Source organism: Bacillus sp. FSL W8-1202, from assembly GCF_038006165.1.
GTDB lineage: Bacteria > Bacillota > Bacilli > Bacillales > Bacillaceae > Bacillus > Bacillus subtilis.
The window spans coordinates 1,354,814-1,378,763 of the sequence record NZ_JBBOUR010000001.1 but is presented as its reverse complement, the minus strand read 5'-3'; the positions used below and the strand labels follow the sequence as shown (position 1 = coordinate 1,378,763).

Here is a 23,950-nt window from a genome sequence, read left to right as displayed (position 1 = left end):
AAAAGAGGTGATTGTATGCAGCAAATCCTGGAACATATCGTCGGTATTGCAAATGATCTTTTGTGGTCAAAGCTATTGATTGTTTTGCTCCTTTCTCTGGGAATCTATTTTACGTTCAGGCTTAAGTTTTTACAGGTTCGCATGCTGAAAGAAATGGTCAGGGTATTAAGAGAAGGTGCTGCTTCCCGGTCAAAAAACAGCATTTCTCCGTTTCAAGCCTTTTGCATCAGCATGGCGGCCCGTGTCGGAACGGGAAATATTACGGGCATTGCCATCGCCATTGCACTCGGCGGGCCCGGGGCAATCTTCTGGATGTGGATTATCGCCATTATCGGATCAGCATCCAGCTTTGTGGAAAGCACACTGGCTCAGATTTATAAAGTAAAAGATGTAAACGGCTTCCGCGGCGGGCCGGCGTATTACATGGAAAAAGGGCTGAACAAAAGGTGGATGGGCGCGCTGTTCGCTGTGTTAATCACCTTATCGTTCGGTATCGTCTTCAACTCGGTTCAATCCAATACAGTCAGCCTTGCCTTTGAAAACGCGTTTGGCACAAACCGCCTGACATTGGGACTCATTTTAATTGCTGTATTCGGCACGATTATTTTTGGCGGAGTCAAGCGCATTGCAAAGCTGGCTGAATCCATTGTCGTCGTATTGGCTGTCCTGTATATCGGAGTTGCGTTTTTCGTCATTTTCACCAACATTACGCAGCTGCCAAGTGTGCTTGCGCTAATCGTGAAAAATGCGTTTGGTTTTGATCAGGCCGCTGGCGGGGCTTTGGGCGCGGCACTCATGCAAGGCGTCAGACGGGGAATTTTTTCAAACGAAGCGGGAATGGGAAGTGCACCGAATGCCGCTGCCACCGCCACAACAAGCCATCCCGTCAAACAGGGGCTGATCCAAGCTTTTGGTGTACTGACGGATACACTGGTCATTTGTACAAGCACCGCCTTTATCATCCTGTTTTCGGATGCCTATCATACTCCGGGTCTGAGCGGAATCGCCTTGACACAAGCCTCTCTCAGCTCCCATGTCGGATCATGGGCATCAGGCTTTCTCGCCATTCTGATTTTGTTATTCGGATTCTGTGCTTTAATTGGAAACTATTATTATGGCGAAACCAATATCGGCTTTTTGAACAAAAGCAAAAAACTGATTTTTGTCTACCGTATCGGCGTGCTGGCAATGATCGTGTTTGGCTGTGTTGCCAAAGTCCAGCTCGTCTGGGATCTTGCTGATTTGTTCATGGGTTTGATGGTCGTCGTGAATTTAATCGCGATTTTCTTACTATCAAAGATCGTTTTTACTGCGCTGAAAGACTATACACGCCAGAAAAAAGCAGGCAAGGATCCGGTCTTTTATAAAGATGTGCTCAAAAACCATAATGGCATTGAGTGCTGGCCGGTTTCAGACACAAAGACTGACACGCACAACAAACAAATATCATAAGAAAAGGGTGTTCAGACATATGGGCTGAACACCTTTCTCTTTTTGCGTTTATTGACAAACACGTAAGCCTCCATTACGATTTTCATATCTTTTTCAAAAAAATCTGAAAGAAGGCATCGGTACATTCTATGAATCCTATCCAACACATATTAGATACATACCCGCTTATTGTGCTAGACGGCGCCATGGCGACCGAGCTTGAACGCAAGGGCTGTGATTTGAACGACAGTCTGTGGTCGGCAAAAATCCTGATGGAAGAGCCGGAGCTGATTAAACAAGTTCATACTGATTATTTCGCAGCAGGCGCCGATTGTGCAATCACCGCCAGCTATCAGTCTACATTTGAAGGCTTTGCCGCACGCGGGCTGAGCGAAGCGGAAGCACGCCGGCTCATCGAGTTGTCCGTCAGCATCGCAGCTGAAGCACGTGATGAATTTTGGTCGCTTGAAGAGAACCGTTTTAATCGGCCAAAACCGATCATTGCGGCTTCTGTAGGCCCTTATGGCGCTTATCTTGCAGACGGGTCTGAGTATCGCGGCAACTACGCAATATCAGAAGATGAACTGATTGAATTTCATCGCCCCCGGATGAAGGCGCTGATTGAAGCCGGAGCTGATGTATTGGCATGCGAAACGATTCCGTGTCTGACTGAAGCCAAAGCGATTGTTCGGCTGTTGAAGGAATTTCCTGAAACGTATGCATGGATCAGCTTCAGTGCTAAAGACGGCTTGCATATCAGTGACGGAACACCTGCAGCTGACTGCGCATCGTGGCTTGATGAACACCGCCAAATTGCAGCACTCGGCATCAACTGCACGCCGCTTCAGCATATCCCTTCCTTGATAGAGGAGTTAAAAAAGAACACGTCAAAACCGATCATTGTCTACCCGAATTCAGGTGAGCAATATGATCCGGAAACAAAAACGTGGAACGGCGCAGCATGCGCAGAATCTTACGGGGCGAGCGCCCGCACCTGGCATGAAAAAGGAGCGAGGCTGATTGGCGGCTGCTGCCGGACAAAACCCGAAAATATTCAAGAAATTGCGGCTTGGGCCCGCTCTTTAAAAACAACTTGACTTATCGGAATAGTTTGTATATTCTAACTTAAAGCCGGTTCGCCGGAGTCTCGTGTCACTTTCTGACATGAGATTTTTTATTAGGAGGAAATAAATCGCTGATAGAAAGTTGGAAAAAGATGAACTCTGCCCACAACAAGAATGAGACAACCTTTCAGAGAAGTATGAAAAGCCGGCACCTCTTTATGCTTTCCTTGGGAGGTGTCATCGGAACCGGGCTGTTTTTAAGCTCAGGTTATACCATTCAGCAAGCAGGCCCGGCCGGAACCATACTCGCCTACCTAGTCGGGGCCGGCATCGTTTATTTGGTCATGCTGTGCCTCGGTGAGCTGTCAGTCGCCATGCCTGTGACCGGCGCCTTTCACACCTATGCAGCCAAATACATAGGGCCGGGCACCGGATTTACGGTCGCTTGGCTGTACTGGCTGACATGGACCGTGGCATTGGGATCAGAATTCACAGCAGCCGGCCTGTTAATGCAGCGCTGGTTCCCCCATACATCGGTTTGGATGTGGAGTGCCGTCTTTGCGCTGTTCATTTTCTTGCTTAACGCATTTTCGGTCAAGTTTTTCGCTGAATCAGAATTTTGGTTTTCCAGCATCAAAGTATTAGCCATTGTATTATTTATTCTTTTAGGCGGCTCTGCCATGTTCGGCATCATCCCGATCAAAGGCGGAGAAGCCGCTCCGATGCTGTCCAACTTCATGGCGGAAGGCGGGCTTTTTCCAAATGGATTTATCCCGATTTTGATGACGATGCTGTCCGTCAATTTTGCCTTTTCGGGAACGGAACTAATCGGAATCGCAGCCGGTGAAAGCGTTGATCCTGACAAGACAATACCAAAAGCGATTAAAACAACGGTCTGGCGTCTCTCACTCTTCTTTGTCGGAACAATTTTTGTGCTGTCAGGGCTGATTCCGATTCAAGATGCAGGTGTCATCAAAAGCCCGTTTGTCGCTGTCTTTGACAGAGTCGGTGTACCATACGCAGCCGATATCATGAACTTTGTTATCCTGACAGCGATCCTGTCAGCGGCTAATTCCGGACTCTACGCTTCTTCCCGGATGCTGTGGTCTTTATCAAAAGAAAAAACGCTTCATCCGACATTTGCAAAGCTGACGTCAAAAGGAACCCCTTTTAACGCGCTGGTGTTCAGCATGATCGGCGGCATTCTGTCGTTGCTGTCCAGCGTATTTGCGCCAGACACTGTATACGTTGTGCTCGTGTCGATTTCCGGTTTTGCCGTCGTTGTCGTGTGGATGGGAATCGCTGCTTCTCAATTCATGTTCAGAAAACGTTATATCGAAGCGGGAAACAAGGTTACTGATTTGAAATACAGAACCCCTTTGTATCCGTTCGTGCCGATTGCCGCGTTCCTGTTATGCCTGGCTTCCGTTGTTGGCATTGCCTTTGATCCGAATCAAAGAATCGCACTGTATTGCGGCGTTCCATTTATGGCCATTTGCTATGCAATGTATTATGTGAAAAACCGCAAAAGCCTGCCGGCTGCTGATATGACTCATTCAAAATAAAAAGAACCTGCCTCCGGGCAGGTTCTTTTTCGATTTTCACACTTCCACTGTCCAGTTAAACGGGCCTTTCACCTTGCCAAGCTGAATATCTGTTATCGTTTCATACAGCTTTTTCGAGAGGTCCCCGATTTGCCCGTCTCCTACAATCACCGTTTTTCCATGAATGTTGAGTTCACCGACAGGCGTAACGACGGCTGCCGTGCCTGTGCCGAAGACCTCTGTCAATTCTCCGCGTGCAGAGGCCGCATACACCTCATCAATCGATATTCTCTCTTCACGAACCGGAATGCCCCAGCTTCGAATCAATTCAATCGCAGACGCACGTGTAACCCCGCTTAAAATGCTTCCGCTTAAAGCAGGTGTGACAGCTTCCCCGTTTATGACGAAAAAGATGTTCATGCTCCCTACTTCTTCCACATATTTCTTTTCGATGGCGTCCAGCCACAGTACCTGGTCATAGCCCAGTTCATTCGCTTTCCGCTGTGCCTGAAGACTGGCGGCATAGTTTCCAGCCGTTTTTGCAAACCCGACTCCTCCGTTGACCGCCCTCACATACTCATCTTCGACATAGATTCTAACCGGCTTCAGCTGATCGTCGCCATAATAGGAGCCGACAGGCGAAAGCACGATCATAAATGTATAGCTCCTGGATGCCTTCACACCGAGACTCGGTTCTGTGGCAATGACAAAAGGACGAATATACAGTGACGTTCCTTTTTTCTTTGGAACCCAATCTTTCTCCAGCTCAACTAATTGTGTCAATGCCTCAAGCACCAGCTCTTCGTCTAAAGGGGGCATGCTCATGCGCTCACACGATCTGTTCAGCCGTTTGATATTTTGATCCGGACGGAACAGGAGCACCCTGCCATCGTCTGTTCTGTATGCTTTTAATCCTTCAAAAACAGCCTGGCCGTAATGAAAAACAGATGCAGACGGATCAAGCGTAAGCGGTGCGTACGGCGCAATTCTCGGATGATGCCATCCAATCCCCTCTTCGTAGTCCATCACAAACATATAATCTGTAAAATATTGACCAAATCCCAAGGATGACGGGTCGGGCTTTTCTTTATGAAATACAGTTTTTTCTCGTTCAATAAGCTTATTCAATCTAATCAGCACACCTTTCGCATAGTTGTTTAAATATTCAGTCTTTTTAAAGCTGCAAAAAGTATACAGCCTTTCCTTTAATAATACGCCGCTTCACACCTATAAATTTCAGAATATTCTTTAGGATCATCAGCTATTATACACCACATTCATTGTCAGATGAAGCTGAAATTAAAGAAAAACAGCCAGTTTTATTCTGGCTGTTTGATTTAGAGCGCTAAACAAAGGACGACAATGTGGCAAATCAGCAAAATATACACTGCGAATACAAATTGCCAATTGATCTTCCGCGCCCATGCAAACACCACCATCAAAACAGGCAGCATCACAGTCCCCGCCAGCTTGTTAACCGTCAGATCCGGACTGTTCGCAACATCATAATGAATCGGCATCTGCGTCGGCAGAAAAGGGTAAAATACAATTGAAAGGATGAATGCAGCAATCACTGCTCCCCACAGCACTTTTCCATTCGTCAATAAAAACATAGAACCACCATTCCCTTCTTAAAACACATTGCTTTATGAATGATATGACTGTTCTACGGTGAATTTCGTTCGGTCTCCCCGGGTAATAATTTGCGCATATTCCACCACTTCTTCATTTTTATCATAGGTAAGGGATTCTGATAAAAACGCAGGCGCTCCGACATTGGTTAATAAGTGGCCGCTGATCGTTTCATCCGTTAAAATCGGTTCGATCGATTCCGTGCCCCTGCTGATTTCAATATTGTATTTTGTCCTTAACAATTCAAACAGCGAGCCGGTGCATTCCTCCTGTGCCAGCCCCGGTGCCGCCTTCCAGGGAATATATGAGGTATGATACTGCAAAGGTTCCCCCTCGGCGTATCTGACTCTGACAAGCTTGTTGACAGGTTCATTCTCTTTCATTTTCAAAAGCTCGGCAATGGAGTGATCGGCAGGAATCACCACAAGCTCAAGCACTTTTGATTCAGAACGAAGGCCTCTCATTTGTTCTGCAAAGCTCGTAATCTTATGCGGAATCGGCGTTTGTATTTTTGCCGCCGATACAAATGTCCCTTTTCCTTGAATTCTTTTAATATATCCCTCAAGCTCCAGCTGCTGAAGGGCCAGTCTCACAGTTGTTCTGCTAACATCATATTGTTCGCAAAACTCACTCTCCGTCGGCAGCTGATCATTCGCCTGATATTTGCCTGATTTAATTAACTCAATGATTTTAAACTTGATAACAGAATATAAAGCTGTCATTTCATTCTCCCCATTCTGTATGCAATCCGTTCTTTTTCATTGAGACCATGATACCATTTGCCATCCCAATATGAAAGATTTGTATCCTTCTTTTATAACAAATTTTCTGAAATTAATATTGACAGTTTGATAAGGGCGGTGCTAAATTCGTAATGACAAGTATCATAAATTGGTCATAACAAATATGGTGCTTGTCTATCTCTTTGAGGGGGTGTCACATGAAGATTCTGATCGCCGAGCACTACGAAGAACTCTGTAAGTTAAGCGCTGCCATTATTAAAGAACAAATACAAACTAAGAAAGATGCCGTTCTCGGCCTGGCAACAGGAAGCACACCGGTCGGCTTGTATAAGCAGTTGATTTCAGACTATCAGGCAGGCAAAATTGATTTTTTAAAGGTTACTACATTTAATTTGGATGAATACGCTGGTCTCTCTCCATCTCATCCGCAAAGTTATAACCACTTTATGCATGAGCATCTATTTCAGCATATCAATATGCAGCCTGATCATATTCATATCCCGCAAGGAGACAACCCGCAGCTTGAGGCGGAATGCAAAGTATACGAGGATCTCATCCGCCAGGCGGGAGGCATTGATGTCCAAATTCTCGGCATCGGCGCCAATGGCCATATCGGTTTCAATGAACCGGGATCTGATTTTGAAGACCGGACACGTGTTGTGAAGCTCTCGGAAAGCACGATACAGGCAAATGCCAGATTCTTCGGCAGTGATCCGGTGATGGTGCCGAGACTCGCGATTTCAATGGGCATTAAAACCATCATGGAATTCAGCAAACATATTGTGCTTTTAGCAAGCGGCGAGGAAAAAGCAGACGCCATTCAAAAGATGGCTGAAGGTCCTGTCACGACAGAAGTACCAGCCTCCATTCTTCAAAAACACAATCATGTAACCGTTATCGCCGATTATAAAGCAGCTCAAAAATTAAAGAGTGCATCATTCTCATAACACAATAAAAGGAGACTGTCATGTTTAAAAAGGCATTTCAAATTCTGCAGCAGCTTGGCCGCGCGTTGATGACTCCGGTTGCCGTCCTGCCGGCAGCAGGTCTTTTGCTCCGTTTCGGAGACAAGGATTTACTGAACATCCCTATTATAAGGGATGCGGGCGGCGTTGTATTCGATAATCTCCCGCTGATTTTCGCCGTGGGGGTCGCGATCGGATTAGCCGGCGGAGAAGGTGTAGCCGGACTTGCCGCTGTCATCGGATACTTAATTTTAACCGTCACCCTCGACAATATGGGAAAATTACTCGGCCTTCAGCCTCCGTATGAAGGAGCCGAGCACCTGATTGATATGGGGGTTTTCGGAGGAATCATCATCGGGCTTCTCGCCGCCTATTTATATAAGCGATTTTCATCAATCGAGCTGCATCCGGTCCTTGGATTTTTCTCTGGAAAACGCTTTGTCCCGATTATTACTTCCGTCAGTTCATTGGTGATCGGCGTCATTTTCTCATTCGTTTGGCCGCTGATCCAAAACGGAATTAACGCAGCCAGCAGTTTAATTGCCGATTCAACAGTCGGCCTGTTCTTTTATGCAACGATCTATCGTTTGCTGATTCCTTTTGGCCTGCATCATATTTTTTATACGCCTTTCTATTTTATGATGGGAGAATACACAGACCCATCAACAGGCAACACCGTAACCGGAGACCTGACAAGGTTTTTCGCGGGAGACCCGACAGCCGGGCGCTTTATGATGGGGGATTTCCCTTACATGATTTTCTGTCTGCCGGCAGTTGCACTTGCCATTATCCATACCGCGCGTCCGGAAAAGAAAAAAATGATCTCCGGCGTGATGATTTCTGCGGCGCTCACATCTATGCTGACCGGAATTACAGAACCGGTTGAGTTTTCTTTCTTGTTCGTTGCGCCCGTGCTCTATTTGATTAACTCTATTCTTGCCGGCGTCATCTTTGTCGTTTGTGATTTATTCCATGTCCGCCACGGCTATACGTTCTCAGGCGGCGGAATTGACTACGTCTTGAACTACGGACTGTCTACAAACGGCTGGGTTGTCATTCCTGTCGGGATCGTGTTTGCTTTCATTTATTATTATTTGTTCCGATTTGCGATTCTGAAATGGAATTTGAAAACGCCCGGCCGTGAGACAGATGAAGACGGTCAGAATGAGGAGAAAACTCCAGTTGCAAAAGACCAGCTTGCCTTTCACGTGCTGCAGGCCTTGGGCGGACAGCAAAATATCGCTAACCTGGATGCGTGTATCACTAGGCTTCGTGTGACCGTTCATCAGCCAAGCCAAGTCAGCAAGGATGAATTAAAACGGCTTGGTGCAGTAGGTGTGCTGGAGGTCAACAACAACTTCCAGGCAATATTCGGAACCAAGTCCGATGCCTTAAAAGACGACATCAAAACAATCATGGCCGGAGGCGTCCCTTCCACCGCCGCCACGCTTGACACGTTAACTGACAAACAGCAGAAGCCCGATTCCGGTGAGACCTTTATCTATCCGATTAAAGGAGAAACAGTCTCTTTAGGGGATGTGCCTGATCAAGTCTTTTCAGAAAAAATGATGGGCGAGGGATTTGCGATTATACCATCAGAAGGAAAAGTCGTTGCATCTGCGGACGGCGAGATCGTCTCGATTTTTCCGACAAAACACGCCATCGGCTTTATGAGCGCCAGTGGCACTGAAATCCTGATTCATGTCGGCATCGATACCGTCAAACTGAATGGGGAAGGCTTTGAAGCACATGTCACAAGCGGACAAGCCGTCAAACAAGGCGAACTGCTTCTCACCTTTGATCTCAATTACATCAAGCAGCATGCCGCTTCAGCCATAACACCGGTTATTTTCACAAATACCTCTTAAGAAGACCTAAAGCACATTCAAATGAAGTAAAAAAGTCCCCCCTGCTGCGGGGGACTTTTTCGCCAACATAATGAAAGCGCTGTCAAAATAAAATAACTTGAAAAAGGTGTTTGCATTTGAATCACGAATGATATGAATATGCCTACATTCTATCGTTCTAAAGGGGGATTCATTTGAAAAAATTAATCGCGTTTCAAATTTTAATCGCTTTGGCTGTCGGCGCGGTGATCGGCCACTTTTTTCCTGATTTCGGGATGGCACTGAGGCCTGTCGGAGATGGATTTATCCGCCTGATTAAAATGATTGTTGTGCCGATTGTGTTTTCTACCATTGTCATTGGAGCCGCAGGAAGCGGAAGCATGAAAAAAATGGGCAGTCTCGGCATCAAGACGATCATTTGGTTCGAAGTGATTACAACGTTGGTATTAGGGCTTGGACTTTTATTAGCGAATGTCTTAAAACCAGGTGTCGGGCTTGACCTCTCCCATTTGGCAAAAAAAAATATTCATGAACTTTCCGGCTACACAGACAAAGTTGTTGATTTCAAGCAAATGATCCTGGATATTATCCCTACAAACATTATTGATGTCATGGCCAGAAATGATTTGCTTGCCGTTATTTTCTTCGCCATTTTATTTGGTGTCACCGCAGCTGGTATCGGCAAAGCTTCTGAACCAGTAATGAAGTTTTTTGAATCTACCGCTCAGATTATGTTCAAGCTCACGCAAATCGTCATGGTCACTGCTCCTATCGGCGTGTTGGCCCTGATGGCAGCTTCTGTGGGCCAATATGGCATTGAACTCCTCCTCCCTATGTTTAAGCTGGTTGGCACCGTATTCCTTGGCCTGTTCCTGATCCTCTTTGTCCTCTTTCCGCTTGTCGGTCTCATCTTTCAGATTAAGTATTTCGAAGTATTGAAAATGATATGGGATCTGTTTTTAATTGCATTTTCCACCACCAGCACTGAAACCATTCTCCCTCAGCTGATGGATAGAATGGAGAAATACGGCTGTCCCAAACGAGTGGTATCATTTGTCGTTCCCTCCGGCTTGTCATTGAACTGTGACGGCTCCAGCTTATATTTATCGGTTTCTTGTATTTTTCTCGCACAGGCCTTTCAAGTAGACATGACATTGTCCCAGCAGCTGCTCATGATGCTTGTGCTTGTGATGACCAGTAAAGGCATTGCAGCTGTACCCTCAGGATCGCTTGTAGTTCTTCTGGCGACTGCCAATGCTGTAGGACTGCCGGCTGAAGGCGTTGCCATTATCGCGGGTGTTGACCGCGTCATGGACATGGCGAGAACGGGCGTGAACGTACCGGGACATGCGATCGCCTGTATCGTGGTATCAAAATGGGAAAAGGCCTTCCGCCAAAAAGAATGGGTTTCCGCAAACAGCCAAACTGAAAGCATATAGAAAAAAGAACACCTCAATCCGAGGTGTTCTCAGACTGTAGACAAACTGGAAGAAATCCAGTTTGCCTACAGTCTTTTTTATTTTACAATGGAAGTACTACATAACTTGAGGTGATTGACATGCTTTCGAAACATAATCCCATTCAACGAGATCAATTAGAAATGATTACGTTAAATCAATTGGTACCGGCCAGCCACTTGGTTCGTAAAATAGAGGCAGCACTTGATTTTTCGTTCATCTATGACTTGGTGAAGGACATGTATTCAGAAATCGGTCGTCCCAGTATTGATCCTGTCATCTTAATTAAATTGACCTTCCTTCAATACACGTTTGGAATCCGGTCCATGCGCCAAACGATTGAACAAGTGGAAACCAATATGGCCTATCGCTGGTTCCTTGGGTATGGTTTTCACGATAAAGTGCCTCATTTCTCTACGTTCGGAAAAAACTATGAACGCCGTTTTAAAGATACCGATCTGTTTGAACAGATTTTCTATCGCATCTTAAAGGAAGCTGCCGAGAAAAAGCTAATCAGTGCCGAGCACGTTTTCGTGGATTCGACCCATGTTAAAGCGAGTGCGAACAAACGCAAATTTGAAAAGAAAGTCGTTCGCAAAGAGACACGCGCGTATCAGGAACGCCTTCAAGAAGAGATTAACCAGGACCGGGAAGATCACGGAAAAAAAACATTTCCTCCGGACAAGTTTGAGAAGGAAGAGAAGAAAGAAATCAAAGAAAGCACCACCGATCCAGAGAGTGGTTACTATGTGAAGGATGAACGGACGAAGCAGTTCGCCTATTCTTTTCACGCAGCCGCGGATCGTAACGGTTTTGTGCTTGGCACCATGGTCACACCTGGCAACACACATGATAGTCAGATTTTAGAGCCATTGGTCGGAAAGGTCATAGAGAGAGTCGGAAAGCCTGAAGCGGTCGCCGCAGATGCCGCGTACAAAACTCCTGCGATTACCCGTTACTTATTGGAACAGGGGATGACCCCTGCCTTGCCATACACACGACCACGTACGAAAAAAGGTTTTTTCCGAAAACATGACTATGTGTATGACGAATACTTTGACTGTTATCTTTGCCCGGCAGGTGAGATCTTGGCCTACTCGACAACGAATAAAGAAGGATATCGGGAGTACAAATCGCCAAAACAGATTTGTGCGACATGCCCATTTTTAGCCAGATGTACGGAGAGTAAAGACCACCAGAAAGTGGTGACGCGTCATATTTGGCAGGAATACGTAGAAGAGGCAGACCATCTTCGCTATCACGCAGAGGTGAAAGAGATTTATGCCAAACGTAAAGAAACCATTGAGCGTGTATTCGCAGATGGAAAAGAAAAGCATGGCATGCGTTGGACAACGTTAAGGGGACTTAAAAAATTGTCGATGCAGGCGATGCTTACTTTCGCTGCCATGAACCTGAAGAAGATGGCCAACTGGACGTGGCAAGGTCCAAAAATGGCCTAAATGATGAACTCGAAGAGGTCTGTCTTTTTATTAAATAGCTTAAAATCCCATAAAAAGCTAAAAAGGGGTTCGGAATGAGACCATTCCGAACCCCTTTTGTCGACAAACTGAGAACACCTCAATCCGAGGTGTTCTTTTTTTATTCAGCAGCAGCGTGATCTTCTGTTTCAATCGCTGCCAGTCTTGCGTTTACTTCTTCTACTGTCATATTATGCTCTTTCACATACAGGTTTCTTGGGTTCGTGCGGCATTCGTGGCTGCAGCTGCGCATATATTTATACTCATTTTCCGGTGTGCATATCATTTTTTTATTGCAAGATGGATTTGCGCAGTTCACATAACGCTCACACGGTTCTCCTGTAAAGTAGTCCTTGCCGACAATCACATGCTCGACACGGTTGACAGGCACGCTGATTCTTTCATCAAATACGTAGCACTGGCCATCCCAAAGCTTGCCTTGCACTTCAGGATCTTTTCCGTATGTCACGATTCCGCCGTCAAGCTGTGCTACATCTTCAAAGCCTTGCTTCACCAGCCATCCTGAGAACTTTTCACAGCGCACGCCGCCTGTACAGTACGTTAAAATCTTTTTGCCTTCAAGCATATCTTTGTGTTCTTCGATCCATTCAGGTAATTCGCGGAAGGCTTCGATGTCAGGACGGACCGCACCTCTGAAATGGCCAAGGTCATACTCGTAATCGTTACGCGCGTCGATGACAATTGTGTTTGGATCCTGCATCTTCTCATAAAATTCTGCAGGCTTCAAATGCTGGCCTGTTGTTTCGTTCGGATCGACATCATCTTCAAGACGAAGCGTTACAAGCTCTTTTTTATGGCGGACGAAGATTTTTTTGAAGGCATGGCCTTCTGCTTCATCAATTTTAAATACCATGTCCGCAAAACGAGGATCAGCTTTCATTGTTTCCATATATTTTTCAGTCTGTTCAACCGTACCTGATACCGTACCGTTAATTCCTTCAGAAGAAACAAGGATACGGCCTAACAAACCAAGCTCCTTACAAAAAGCCAGATGCTGCTCTCTAAACGCCTCTGGATCTTCAATCGGAACATATTTATAGTAAAGTAATACTCTGTATTGTTTTTCCATGTTTAAACACCCTGTTCAATTATAGTTAGTTGCTATGCACACACTCTTACTATATCATACAGGAAAATGCCGCAAAGATGAACAGATCCGCCCAGACTGATAAAAATATCCAAGCTCTTACAAACCTAAGCACCACAAGGGTTTCTCATGGCAAACAAGTATTTTCCATTCATTCACTAATCAAGGTAGTTATCTGAAAACTATCAAACAAAAGGTGAACTCTATCTGTTATAGCACAGGAGGTCGCCGCTCACTTGATAATGACAGAGGGCGTGATATGCTCCAGCCAAATGACACCGTCATATTGTTCCTTAAGGATCATCTGCTCTTCTGTGAATCCCCAATTAGGTTCTCTAGTCATTACGAGATAGATATAGAAAAAGTTTCCTTTTCCTGCCAACAAAAAAAGCTTCTCTGTTGAAAGAAGCTTTAGCTGGATTCTCTCATCACCTGATGAAAGTAAAACCGATACGTATTTTGTAAAAATGTCTCAACTGGAAGCTGCACATCCGCTTGGTATTTGCTGATGATGAATGGAAACCGCTCGATTCCTTTTTCGCGCAAATTGTTCGCTTGTTCATCATCTATTGCTTTCTCTTGCAAAACCGCTTCAACGATCGGCCAGCACACTTCTCGCACTTGCCGGAGGACGGCTTCATCTCCGGTGTTCTGATAATCTGTAATCCAGCTGATGATTTGTTTCTCCATAAGTCTCACCTTTCTTCAAAAAAAGAGGCGCTGCGTTTATGCAAGCTCCTCTTCTTACTCTTCGTAACCTATCAGTTCTCCGACTTGAACTTCTTGGCCTTCTGCTAAATGGGCGGACGGCTGGAACGCGTCTTTTTCAAAAATCAAAATGACGGTTGAGCCAAATGAAAAGTATCCCAGCTCTTCGCCGATCTCCAATTTAGTACGGGTATTCGTCTGCACGATAGAATTAATATTCATCGCGCCGACAGGAATCATCAGGACATTTCGGCTGCCGCTATTCAGCTCGTACACAAATCGATAATTTTTCGACAGAACATCTTTCCCGTATTTTAAGCCTAGTTGATTTACCGGGTATGAGCGATTTCCGAGCTCGGCCAGCTTTTGATACCTGCAGCTGATCGGAGAATGGAAACGGTGATAATGCCTCGGGCTTAGATACAGCACGACGAAGTAACCGCCGTTGTATTGATGGTCTGCGCTTTTACAGCCGGTCAGCTCAGCGAATGAGTAATCTTTTCCCTTCACCGTAAAGGTTTGATTCGGGTTGATGATTCCTACCGTCTGAACCACACCATCAACAGGGCTGACCACCGCATGCGCCTCTTTTGACACAGGGCGCCGCTCCAGATTTATTTGTCGAATGAACAATTCGGACAGCGATCCGTAATCAGCAGCCGTACCGTCCACATCATCCCAATTCAGCCGAAAATGTTTTGAGAAAAGCGGAATGACCGGTTTGCTGATTTTCGACTCGCAAAATCCTTTAATCAGATAGGATGACAGACGATGATTCGTCAGCTCTATCAATGATCGATACAGAATCTTTACAGCCGTATTAAACATGAATAATCCCTATAACCCTTCCGATTGTAATAAAAACAAAGCACCATAAAAAGGCGCCGATTGCCGCAAACGCAACATACGTTTTCAGATCCATTTTGCCGATCCCCGAAAAGTAGCACGTCACATGTCTGACGCCGGGAATAAAATAACCTAAAATAAGAGAATATGGACCGTATTTCTTCATCCATTTTTCCACTTTCATCATTCTTTTTTCTTTTAAGCCGACCCACTTGCCGTACTTGTCGATAAACGGGCGTCCGGCTTTTCTGCCAATCATGTAGCTGATCAGCATACCTAACAAAGCCCCGACAAAACTAATCAATATCGAAAGCTCATAATTCAATACATCGGTATGCGTGAAATAGCCAACAACGGTCATCATCACTTCATCTGGAATCGGCAATCCTACAATCCCTAATACCAGCATCAAAAAAATAGCGAGATAACCGTAATCCGCTATGAGCTGCTGAACTAATTCCATCTCCCGGACTCCAGGTTTTCTGCCGCATGTTTTTTAAAATGAGGGAATTTTATTTTACTCACCATCAAATATGAGAGTCCGCAAGTGCCGATTGCCAGAAGGATCGGGTTATAGGTGTAGCTTAGAATAACGAGACACATGCCCGCAAACGGAATCGGCATACCGATAAACGTCGGGAGCTTGCTTTGTTCAATGTTAAATTTAGAGAGGCGAAGCATTCCGCAAATGCTGTACGTCAATGCGCATAAGATCCCGATAAATGGCAGGGTATACAACGCGACACTGTAAGCAAGCATAGAAGGAGCCACCCCAAACGTAACCAGATCGGCAAACGAATCCAGTTCTCTCCCCATATCAGAAACGGCATTCAGCTTACGAGCAGCCATCCCGTCAAAGAAATCAAGGAACATGCCTGTAAAAATAAAAAGCACTGCTGAATGAATGTTGTGATATAGCAAGGAATGAATCGCCAGCAATCCGCAAATGAAGTTTCCTATCGTAATCATACAGGGGATGTAATTCACAGTGTAATCAAACCTCCAATTGTAAAACCATCTATATTATTTGACGATAGTGATCGAATAGCGTTACAGGAAAAATTTTTCTCCAATAAGCATGATAACATAGAATGCTCCCAAAAAAAGCAGCATTCAAATTCTATTATTATACAACATTTGTTACCTTTTGAAAAATGAATGCCAATCTTTTCATGTTCCTTACTATTTTATCCCCCCGCATAAAAAGGACAAGACGCGTTGATTGACGTACTCTGGCTGCTCCAGAGATAACAGATGTCCTGCGTTCTTTACGATTTCAGCCTGAATTCCCGGCACCAATACCGAAGCCCGCTCAAAGGCCATTTGCTGATGGTACATGACCTCGTGCTCACCGAACATCAGCAGTACCGGGACTTGTATCGATTTCAATTCCTGGTCTGTGAACACGTACGGAAAGCCGTTTTCTGTCGGCTTCAGGCTCCTTAGTTCATCCTGCCATTCCACGCCCGCCACAATTTGTCTTTGCAGTAAAGGATGCAGATCATAACTGTTGCCTGTGATCCACTTGATATATGATTCAGCTCCACTTGCCCCTGTAAGTTCTGCAGCGTATTTATAGACATCCGGATGAAATGAAATAAACGCTTCAGCGGGACTCATAACAACCGCCCGCTCTACTCTTTCAGGCGCGCGGAGTAAGAAATTCACGATATGGGACCCGCCAAGCGAAAAGCCGGCCAGGTGTGCTGTCTCAAGTCCAAGAGAATCAAAGACATCTTTCATCCATTCTGCAAAATCAGCTCTCGTTTCCATGGCTGCTGATGGTATACTTTTATTTTTGTCTCCTATTATATCGACCGCATATGTACGAAATTGACGGCTCAACGCCGCGATATTCGGATACCACATCGCAGAGCTGAAAAGGCCCCCGTGAAGCAAAATAAGCGAAGGTGCGTCCTTTGGCCCACTTGCAATGATATGTGTTTTTCCAAAACGAGTAGAAACATAGAATGCTTCCGACTCAATCGGCCACAAAGAAAGGCTTTGATCATATGCCTGGTAAAAGCGCAGACCACTTTCAACCGCGGCAAACTGCATTGAATCTTGTATCATTTTCTTCTTTTTCCTCCGGGTTTGATTGATATAAAATAAAGGATAACGCCCCTTTTGTCTCGTAAGAAAAAATACCTATTTCTTATTATCTCACATAATAAATTTCCAGTATATAGTTTGGTTTCCTGCAATAAATAAAAAAGGCAGTTCCCTTAAAATCAAGGAAACTGCTATTCTTTGAAGACTAATAGAATGGCATGATTTTTTTTATCCTCTGTTAACGAGATCTGATGGGTTACTGATGTTTCACCCTTCGTCAATGCGACTGAGTAATCGCCTTTTCTGCCAGTATCCCATTTGATATCTCCGTTTTTGTCTGTTTTACCGAGTATCTCACCAATCTCTGTACTCGGCTCCTCATCTGAAGAGGGCGCTTTGACAATCGTCACTTGAACCCCTTCGACCGGCAGCCCCTTAGCATCCTCCACATGAAGAGTGACAGGAATAGTCGTTTCTTTTTGAGAAGAATGCGTCTGCGAACTGCACCCGCATAAAAACAAAATAGACATGAATATGGCTAGTTTGCTGTATTTATTGATTTGCCCAATATTGAATATTGTTGAATACATCGTTCGTCACCCTTGTTCCCAAGTTATATGACGATCCTCCGTTCGTGTGAATGGCAATAGCTGTCTGCCCTGTATCACTGTAGTTTCGATAAACAGGCGAGCCGCTTTGGCAGCCGTACGTATCGGTTGTATAGGTCAGCTTATACGTTTCAGCGGAGCGAATCGGCTTTGTATCAGACCACATCGTGCCAAAGGTTTTGTCACACGGGAATCCTGTCACTGACGAGGAAAGGCCCACGGGACTGCTGCTGTTTGTAGTCCGGTAGCCGTACCAGCCAACCGTGTTTCCAGGAGAACCGTTTAATTTAATAGCTCCGTAATCATAATTGGTGTCTTTGCTTTCCGTCCATCCTTTGACGGAGTAAAACATCGTGCCTGAATAAGTACCGTACGGATATGACGAGCCATTGCGGCCCGGCGCGGCGGTTATCGTCGAAGCCCATCCATGATCCTGGCTGTACACACAATGTCCAGCCGTGACGACTGTATTTGGATTGATTAAAAATCCGGTACATCCATAAGTGCTTGAAGTGTTGGGATACTTGATTGACAGTTGAACGGTTGCTCTATATGGAAAAGATGTAGTGCTGGAGATTCTGGTGCGTTCATCAGTTCCGATAATGCTCGAAGGCTGTAAGGTTTGAATGTTTTTCTCCAGTTCCGTTTGGCCGCCGTATAACGATTTACTTGTTTTTCCGGTTCCCTCATAAGGGGCAGAAACCTGTTCTGCTTTTGACGTTTGGTTCTTCGTAGCATCAGCTTCTTTACCGGTATTCGATACAGAAGTTTGCGGGTTCTCTGCTGCTTTTGCCGGTACGCCAAAAGAAACCGCTGCTGCCAAAGCCAAACACAAAACCGTTAAGTAAGCGAACCGTTGTTTTCTGAATCTTGGAACTAATTTCATTTTGTCATCTCCCTACTTTAGTGTCAACCACCCGTATTGATGAAAGACTTTTACATTATAATCAGGTTTCTGATTCTTATGATAAAACTTTTACGGAGGAAGAAAAAAACAGGCCTTGTACGATGACAAGGCCTGCTCAAACTCTATTTTATCGTTAGCTGGTCCAACGCTTTCTTTGCATTCTCTCTTGCCGTTTCAACTGTATCAGCAGCAGAAAGCGCAACTGCCATACGACGTCCGGCTTTCGTTATCGGCTTTCCAAAGACTCGCACTTGAGTCTTTGGGACTGCCAGTGCATTTTCCAATCCTTCAACAGTGTAATCCGCTAATTCTTCCGGCGCTTTGAGGGGCCTGCTGGCGCCAGGAGAAAGCTGTGTGATTTCTGTAATCGGAAAGCCGAGAATCGCCCGGACATGCAGTGCAAATTCTGACAAATTTTGCGTTACCAGCGTGACAAGACCCGTATCATGCGGACGGGGAGATACCTCACTGAAATATACCCTATCTTTCGCAAGAAACAGCTCAACACCAAACAGGCCGTATCCCCCAAGCTCATCCGTGATCGTTTTCGCAATATGCTTCGCTTCTTCTATTTGCTGCTCTGTCATATCATGCGGCTGCCATGATTCGATATAATCCCCGTCCTTTTGCACATGACCGATCGGCTCGCAAAATGCCGTACCGTTAACCGCACGTACGGTTAAGAGTGTGATTTCTGATTCGAATGGGATAAACTCCTCAACGATCACGCGGCCGTTTTTCACCCGTCCGCCTTCCATCGCCGTCTCCCAGCAGCTCTCTAAATCCGCTTCAGAGCGGCAGATACTTTGGCCTTTTCCAGAAGAACTCATCAATGGTTTAACGACACAAGGAAAACCGATCTGTGCTGCCGCTTGTATAAATTCATCATATGTATTCGCAAATTCATAGCCAGCCGTCGCAAGTCCAAGCGTTTCTGCCGCAAGCCGTCTGATGCCTTCCCGATCCATCGTCAGCTTGGCCGCACGGGCATTCGGGATGACGTGAAATCCTTCCTCTTCAAGCTTCAGCAATTCATCCGTCGCGATCGCCTCCACCTCAGGCACAATCAAATCCGGCTTTTCTTTCTCAATGATGGCTCTGATCTGCTCGTGATCCAGCATATCAACGACATAGCTATTATGCGCAACCTGCATCGCCGGAGCATGCTCGTAACTGTCAACTGCCACCGTCTGTACCCCAAGACGCTGGGCTTCAATCACTACCTCTTTACCTAACTCACCTGAACCTAACAATAAAACCTTCTTTGATTGATACATCTTTGCCCCTCCTATCTGTTCCAAACCATTATAACTGAAATATTTGAAAAATAAATTTTTATTAAAAAAGATAAAATTAATATTGAGGGTTAAAATCTTTTAAATTCTTAAACGAAAGCAGCAATAACGGTCTGCTTTCTCTATTCCTAAACAGCAACATCATACAAGAAATCCCCCTAAATCATGCTACACTTAATCCAAGACCACCACACCGACAGGAGGCATCCCATGCAAAACGAAACCCGCACACTGCAGCTTGACCCACACCTTCATATAGAAGCCTACCGTTTCAAGGGAATTATGCAAAAATTCCCGAACCACTTTCACGATTATTATGTGATTGGATTTATTGAAAAAGGGCTACGGTATCTGGCCTGTCAGGATCAAGAATATATCATCAACCCAGGTGATCTTCTCCTCTTTAACCCCCGTGACACGCATAGCTGTGAACAGATTGACGGCCGGACGCTTGATTATCGGTGTATCAATGTCATGCCGGATATCATGGAGAAGGCGGTGAAAGAGATTACTGGCGCCGGGCATCTCCCTTATTTCTCCCAGCATGTGTTATTCCGCCATGAGCTGACAGCCAGCCTGCAGGAATTGCATATTTTGATATCCGAGGAAAAACAAGCTTTGCGTAAGGAGGAGCTGTTTCTTCATCTATTAGAGGAGCTGATCCGCCATTATTCAGATGTCACGTTCCTTAGCAGCGTTCCAGAACCATCAGACGAAGTCAAAATGGTTTGTGAATTTTTAGAAGAGCATTATGCCGAAAATGTCACACTCAATGATTTGAGTGAATTAACAGGCTGGAGCAAGTATCATTTATTGCGTTCATTTACAAAACAAAAAGGCATTACCCCTAATAGCTACATGGAAACAATCCGGATTAATCAAGCCAAAAAACTCCTTGAACAAGGGGTAAGGCCGATTGATGCGGCATTTCAGACAGGATTCAGCGATCAGAGTCATATGACGAAGTTTTTTAAACGGCAGGTGGGGCTGACGCCGAAGCAATACATGAAGATTTTTGAAAAGGAGCTTCACAGATGAACATACAAAGAGAAACTTCGGGGCATATCGCAGCCATTGTGACCATTCTGATTTGGGGGACGACCTTTATTTCGACAAAAGTTCTGCTGGCTGACTTCTCTCCAATGGAAATATTATTTTATCGGTTTTTGATGGGCTTTATCGCTCTTATCCTCGTCCGTCCCAACATGATTCCGTTCAGAAATTGGCGGCAGGAGCTGTTGTTTGCCGGAGCTGGTTTATTTGGCGTAACCTTATACTTTCTATTAGAAAATATAGCTCTCACCTATACATACGCATCCAATGTCGGCATGATCGTGTCCATTATACCGATGATCACTGCGGTTTTGGCCCATTTTCTGCTCGAAGGCGAAAAACTGCGTCTGACTTTTTTGATTGGATTTGTCTCGGCACTGATCGGGCTTTTATTGATTACGTTTAACGGCAATGTGGTACTGCGTCTAAATCCGCTCGGAGACATCATGGCAGCCGGGGCTGCTCTCGTGTTTGGCGGATACTCGATATTCATGAAAAAATTAAGCGCTTACGAATACCACATCATCGAGCTGACACAGAGAGTATTTTTGTACGGCTTATTGTTTATGGTTCCCGCTTTATTTTTGTTCGACTTCCATTTTGACCTAAGCCGATTTTCATCTGCTTCAAATATACTCAACATGCTTTTCTTAGGGATTGGCGCTTCTGCCCTGTGCTTCGCCACTTGGAATTATTCAGTTGGCGTGCTCGGAGCCGTCAAATCCAGTGCTTATATATACCTGGTCCCGGTTATCACAATCGCCGCCTCCGTCCTGATCCTGCATGAAAACATGACATGGATCGCTCTTCTAGGAGGCGCCCTTACGCTTTTAGGCCTCTACATCTCGGAGATGAAACCGAAAGCGAAGCTGTTGGAGAATGGATGTAAAATGGATGCTTAACGGCATCCATTTTTTTATTTTGTCCTACGTTTGCCACCTATAAATGAACGCAATCTAACAAAGGAGGAATCGAAATGGTTGATGAAATGGTCTTAATCACACAGCAATGGCTGAACGATACGTACAGCGGCAAACATGGGTATAACCCTGTAGAAGAAAGCGGGAAAACTGGGTGGGATACGATCTACGGTCTGACTCGGGCGCTTCAAATTGAATTGGGTATCTCAGAGCCAGCCGATAACTTCGGGCCGACAACACAGCGTTTATTTAAGCCTCTTAAGCGCCAAGCTCCAGATTCAAAACCAAGCAACATGAATTTTATTTTACAAGGGGCTTTATGGTGTAAAGGCTTTAATCCCGGCGGTTTTACAGGCGTCTTTTACGAAAAAACAGAAAATGCGGTAAAAGAATTTCAAAAAGCTGCCGGACTGACAACACAGGATGGGATTGTCACCACGTTAATTATGAAAGCCTTATTAGACATGAGCGCTTTTAAGCTGGTGTCTGGGGGTGATTCAAGAATTCGCCAGATTCAACAAAACTTAAATCGGGACTACAATGACTATATCGGGTTAATGCCTTGTGACGGACTGTATGGCCGCGATACAAATAAAGCTCTTATTTATGCCCTGCAAAAAGAAGAAGGCATGAGCACAAGTGTTGCCAATGGATTTTTCGGAAACGGCACCACAAGTTTATGCCCTACTTTAACTCCCGGCGATTCAAGAACAGGATTTGTCTTAATTGTTCAGTACGCCCTCTATTGTAACGGAAAATCGTTCGATCCTGGTGAGTTTGACGGCAAATATGGTGTGGGTGTTGTTTCAGCTGTTAAAGCATTTCAAGAGTTCATGTGCCTGCCGCAAACAGGTTATGCAGATATGCCAACCATTAAAGCTTTATTATCAAGCTCAGGAGACACAACTCGCGCCGCTTCTGCTTGTGACACTGCTACAATTATAACCGCAGAAAAAGCTCAAACACTGCGGAATAACGGTTATAAAACGGTTGGCAGATATTTGACCGGAAATGTGCGGACAAGCAGCGGCCTCACATCAAAAGCCCTGACATCTAAAGAGCTTGCAGTTATTCTTGATGCCGGATTGAAGGTTTTCCCAATTTATCAAGACGGCGGCTATGAATCTTCTTATTTTGTCAAAGACCAAGGCACAAGAGATGCATATAGTGCCGCTTCTGCTGCTAGAAGATTAGGTTTTCCGTCAGGCACGACCATTTATTTCGCTGTCGATTTTGATGCATACGATTATGAAGTGACCGATAAAATCATTCCTTATTTCCAAGAGATTAAGTCAGCATTTACAAAAATGCAGACATTTTCAACCGCACCTAAGTATGAAATAGGGGTTTACGGACCAAGAAACATTTGTATCCGTACATCAGAAGCAGGAATGACAAAGTATAGTTTTGTGGCAAATATGTCAACAGGATTTAGCGGCAATCTCGGCTATCCGATGCCAAACAATTGGGCCTTTGATCAATTTTATGAAGGAACCATCGGAAGCGGCTCTGGAAGCATCGGGATTGATAAAGACGGGTATTCAGGAAGAGACTCAGGTGCAAGCAATGTAAATCCGCCGTCTGATCCGGTATATGATGCAAGACTGCGTACACTGACAGACATTTTATCTACCATTCCAGCTTTAGAAAATCTAACAAGTCTGGCAAACGCGATGTTTGAATTTGATACGACAGAAACCATTTTCACATCACCTGAGTTGGATATTATTCTATCAACTTCACTTCTGGCAACCATACCAAGTGAAGGTTCACCAAACACAATTACCATTACAAATGGTAAACCAGGTGCCTATATCACGGGTTTATTGGGCGACACTCAAACGTCTCTCACTGCGTCACAAATCGACTCTTATCAAAACCTTTTAAATAGTCTGAGCTTATCAGTACGCAACGGTTATTTGGAGGTTTATGTAAATCCAACAGCTGAATCTTTAAACATTCAAATTAAAATCTATACACCTGATATTCCAGTAGGTGACAATGTCACAACTGGACTAACGACTACGATTACGTTTAAAATAAAACAGAAGCACTTTACTTTACCAGATACTGAGGAAGTATACTCACCAGATTGGGAATCTACTCTCACTCATATTACATTTGGAGTGGCTGCTGTATTAGGAATTGCTGCCTTGCTAACAGCTATACCTGAAACCTTAGCAGTAGGTGGAGCTGTAGCTTTTATAAGTGCGTTTTTAGCTTTATTCCCTTCTGCAAATAAATAATATATCAGCACTACATGGGTCTATGGATCTATATCATTCCTCATGT

General features: G+C 44.9%; 22 protein-coding genes and 1 pseudogene. 10 read left to right on the top strand and 13 right to left on the bottom strand.

Going from position 1 to position 23,950, the window contains the following annotated elements; translation table 11 throughout:
* Window positions 1–15: 15 nt before the first annotated feature.
* The 3 genes from NSQ09_RS07280 to mmuP all read left to right on the top strand — a co-directional run bounded on the left by NSQ09_RS07280 (window position 16) and on the right by mmuP (window position 4,060).
* Entirely contained in the window at window positions 16–1,452 is a 1,437-nt protein-coding gene (locus NSQ09_RS07280) for an alanine/glycine:cation symporter family protein (RefSeq protein ID WP_144459013.1), read from the top strand.
* A 128-nt stretch (window positions 1,453–1,580) separates the two neighbouring features.
* Entirely contained in the window at window positions 1,581–2,528 is a 948-nt protein-coding gene (mmuM, locus tag NSQ09_RS07275) for a homocysteine S-methyltransferase (protein ID WP_341030764.1), read from the top strand.
* Between the two features lie 119 nt (window positions 2,529–2,647).
* Window positions 2,648–4,060: an S-methylmethionine permease gene (mmuP, locus tag NSQ09_RS07270; protein ID WP_041340023.1), complete on the top strand. Its 1,413-nt coding sequence runs from the start codon at window positions 2,648–2,650 to the stop codon at window positions 4,058–4,060.
* Window positions 4,061–4,096: 36 nt separating this feature from the next.
* On the opposite strand, the gene NSQ09_RS07265 is transcribed toward mmuP, so the two are convergent.
* The 3 genes from NSQ09_RS07265 to gamR form a co-directional block, all read right to left on the bottom strand.
* The gene (locus NSQ09_RS07265; RefSeq protein ID WP_041340020.1) at window positions 4,097–5,167 is read right to left on the bottom strand and encodes a branched-chain amino acid aminotransferase; all 1,071 of its coding nucleotides are present in this window, start codon (window positions 5,165–5,167) and stop codon (window positions 4,097–4,099) included.
* Between the two features lie 209 nt (window positions 5,168–5,376).
* On the bottom strand, window positions 5,377–5,652 hold the full coding sequence (locus NSQ09_RS07260; RefSeq protein ID WP_014478698.1) for a DUF1648 domain-containing protein: 276 nt from the start codon (window positions 5,650–5,652) through the stop codon (window positions 5,377–5,379).
* A gap of 33 nt (window positions 5,653–5,685) precedes the next feature.
* Window positions 5,686–6,393: a transcriptional regulator GamR gene (gamR, locus tag NSQ09_RS07255; protein ID WP_003234841.1), complete on the bottom strand. Its 708-nt coding sequence runs from the start codon at window positions 6,391–6,393 to the stop codon at window positions 5,686–5,688.
* 218 nt (window positions 6,394–6,611) lie between these two features.
* Here gamR and nagB point away from each other — a divergent pair, with 218 nt between their 5' ends.
* The 4 genes from nagB to NSQ09_RS07235 all read left to right on the top strand — a co-directional run bounded on the left by nagB (window position 6,612) and on the right by NSQ09_RS07235 (window position 12,143).
* Window positions 6,612–7,361 carry a glucosamine-6-phosphate deaminase gene (gene nagB, locus NSQ09_RS07250; RefSeq protein ID WP_341030761.1) on the top strand — a complete coding sequence of 250 codons (750 nt, stop codon included), beginning with the start codon at window positions 6,612–6,614 and terminating at the stop codon, window positions 7,359–7,361.
* Window positions 7,362–7,381: 20 nt separating this feature from the next.
* Window positions 7,382–9,247: a glucose-specific PTS transporter subunit IIBC gene (gene ptsG, locus NSQ09_RS07245; RefSeq protein ID WP_341030759.1), complete on the top strand. Its 1,866-nt coding sequence runs from the start codon at window positions 7,382–7,384 to the stop codon at window positions 9,245–9,247.
* A gap of 173 nt (window positions 9,248–9,420) precedes the next feature.
* On the top strand, window positions 9,421–10,665 hold the full coding sequence (gene gltP / locus NSQ09_RS07240; protein WP_341030757.1) for a glutamate-aspartate/proton symporter GltP: 1,245 nt from the start codon (window positions 9,421–9,423) through the stop codon (window positions 10,663–10,665).
* Window positions 10,666–10,784: 119 nt separating this feature from the next.
* Window positions 10,785–12,143, top strand: coding sequence for an IS1182 family transposase (locus tag NSQ09_RS07235; RefSeq protein ID WP_041339714.1), 1,359 nt, complete (start codon window positions 10,785–10,787; stop codon window positions 12,141–12,143).
* A 139-nt stretch (window positions 12,144–12,282) separates the two neighbouring features.
* Here NSQ09_RS07235 and trhO read toward each other — a convergent pair whose 3' ends face one another.
* The 10 genes and pseudogenes from trhO to purT all read right to left on the bottom strand — a co-directional run bounded on the left by trhO (window position 12,283) and on the right by purT (window position 19,682).
* Window positions 12,283–13,251, bottom strand: a complete 969-nt coding sequence (gene trhO / locus NSQ09_RS07230; RefSeq protein ID WP_017694986.1) for an oxygen-dependent tRNA uridine(34) hydroxylase TrhO — start codon at window positions 13,249–13,251, stop codon at window positions 12,283–12,285.
* 250 nt (window positions 13,252–13,501) lie between these two features.
* Window positions 13,502–13,594, bottom strand: a pseudogene (locus tag NSQ09_RS07225) (hypothetical protein); the annotation flags it as partial.
* An 86-nt stretch (window positions 13,595–13,680) separates the two neighbouring features.
* Window positions 13,681–13,959, bottom strand: coding sequence for a hypothetical protein (locus NSQ09_RS07220; protein WP_017694984.1), 279 nt, complete (start codon window positions 13,957–13,959; stop codon window positions 13,681–13,683).
* Between the two features lie 54 nt (window positions 13,960–14,013).
* Entirely contained in the window at window positions 14,014–14,805 is a 792-nt protein-coding gene (locus NSQ09_RS07215; protein WP_041335218.1) for a phosphatidylserine decarboxylase, read from the bottom strand.
* Window positions 14,798–15,286: a DedA family protein gene (locus NSQ09_RS07210; RefSeq protein WP_003234861.1), complete on the bottom strand. Its 489-nt coding sequence runs from the start codon at window positions 15,284–15,286 to the stop codon at window positions 14,798–14,800. The genes NSQ09_RS07215 and NSQ09_RS07210 overlap by 8 nt, the downstream gene beginning before the upstream one ends.
* Complete coding sequence (gene pssA / locus NSQ09_RS07205; protein WP_017694982.1) at window positions 15,277–15,810, bottom strand: CDP-diacylglycerol--serine O-phosphatidyltransferase; 534 nt, start codon at window positions 15,808–15,810, stop codon at window positions 15,277–15,279. Before pssA ends, NSQ09_RS07210 begins: the two co-directional genes overlap by 10 nt.
* Before the next feature lie 195 nt (window positions 15,811–16,005).
* Window positions 16,006–16,896, bottom strand: a complete 891-nt coding sequence (cesB, locus tag NSQ09_RS07200) for an enantioselective carboxylesterase CesB (protein WP_088272151.1) — start codon at window positions 16,894–16,896, stop codon at window positions 16,006–16,008.
* Between the two features lie 170 nt (window positions 16,897–17,066).
* Window positions 17,067–17,465 carry a YbfJ family protein gene (locus NSQ09_RS07195; protein WP_017694980.1) on the bottom strand — a complete coding sequence of 133 codons (399 nt, stop codon included), beginning with the start codon at window positions 17,463–17,465 and terminating at the stop codon, window positions 17,067–17,069.
* Window positions 17,428–18,369, bottom strand: a complete 942-nt coding sequence (gene mpr / locus NSQ09_RS07190; protein WP_041335212.1) for an extracellular metalloprotease Mpr — start codon at window positions 18,367–18,369, stop codon at window positions 17,428–17,430. Before mpr ends, NSQ09_RS07195 begins: the two co-directional genes overlap by 38 nt.
* 143 nt (window positions 18,370–18,512) lie before the next feature.
* Entirely contained in the window at window positions 18,513–19,682 is a 1,170-nt protein-coding gene (purT, locus tag NSQ09_RS07185; RefSeq protein WP_260849747.1) for a phosphoribosylglycinamide formyltransferase 2, read from the bottom strand.
* A 213-nt stretch (window positions 19,683–19,895) separates the two neighbouring features.
* Here purT and NSQ09_RS07180 point away from each other — a divergent pair, with 213 nt between their 5' ends.
* The 3 genes from NSQ09_RS07180 to NSQ09_RS07170 all read left to right on the top strand — a co-directional run bounded on the left by NSQ09_RS07180 (window position 19,896) and on the right by NSQ09_RS07170 (window position 23,904).
* On the top strand, window positions 19,896–20,723 hold the full coding sequence (locus tag NSQ09_RS07180) for an AraC family ligand binding domain-containing protein (RefSeq protein WP_041335207.1): 828 nt from the start codon (window positions 19,896–19,898) through the stop codon (window positions 20,721–20,723).
* Window positions 20,720–21,640, top strand: coding sequence for a DMT family transporter (locus NSQ09_RS07175; protein ID WP_042977350.1), 921 nt, complete (start codon window positions 20,720–20,722; stop codon window positions 21,638–21,640). Before NSQ09_RS07180 ends, NSQ09_RS07175 begins: the two co-directional genes overlap by 4 nt.
* 74 nt (window positions 21,641–21,714) lie before the next feature.
* Window positions 21,715–23,904 carry a glycoside hydrolase domain-containing protein gene (locus NSQ09_RS07170; RefSeq protein ID WP_017694976.1) on the top strand — a complete coding sequence of 730 codons (2,190 nt, stop codon included), beginning with the start codon at window positions 21,715–21,717 and terminating at the stop codon, window positions 23,902–23,904.
* The last annotated feature ends 46 nt before the right edge of the window (window positions 23,905–23,950 follow it).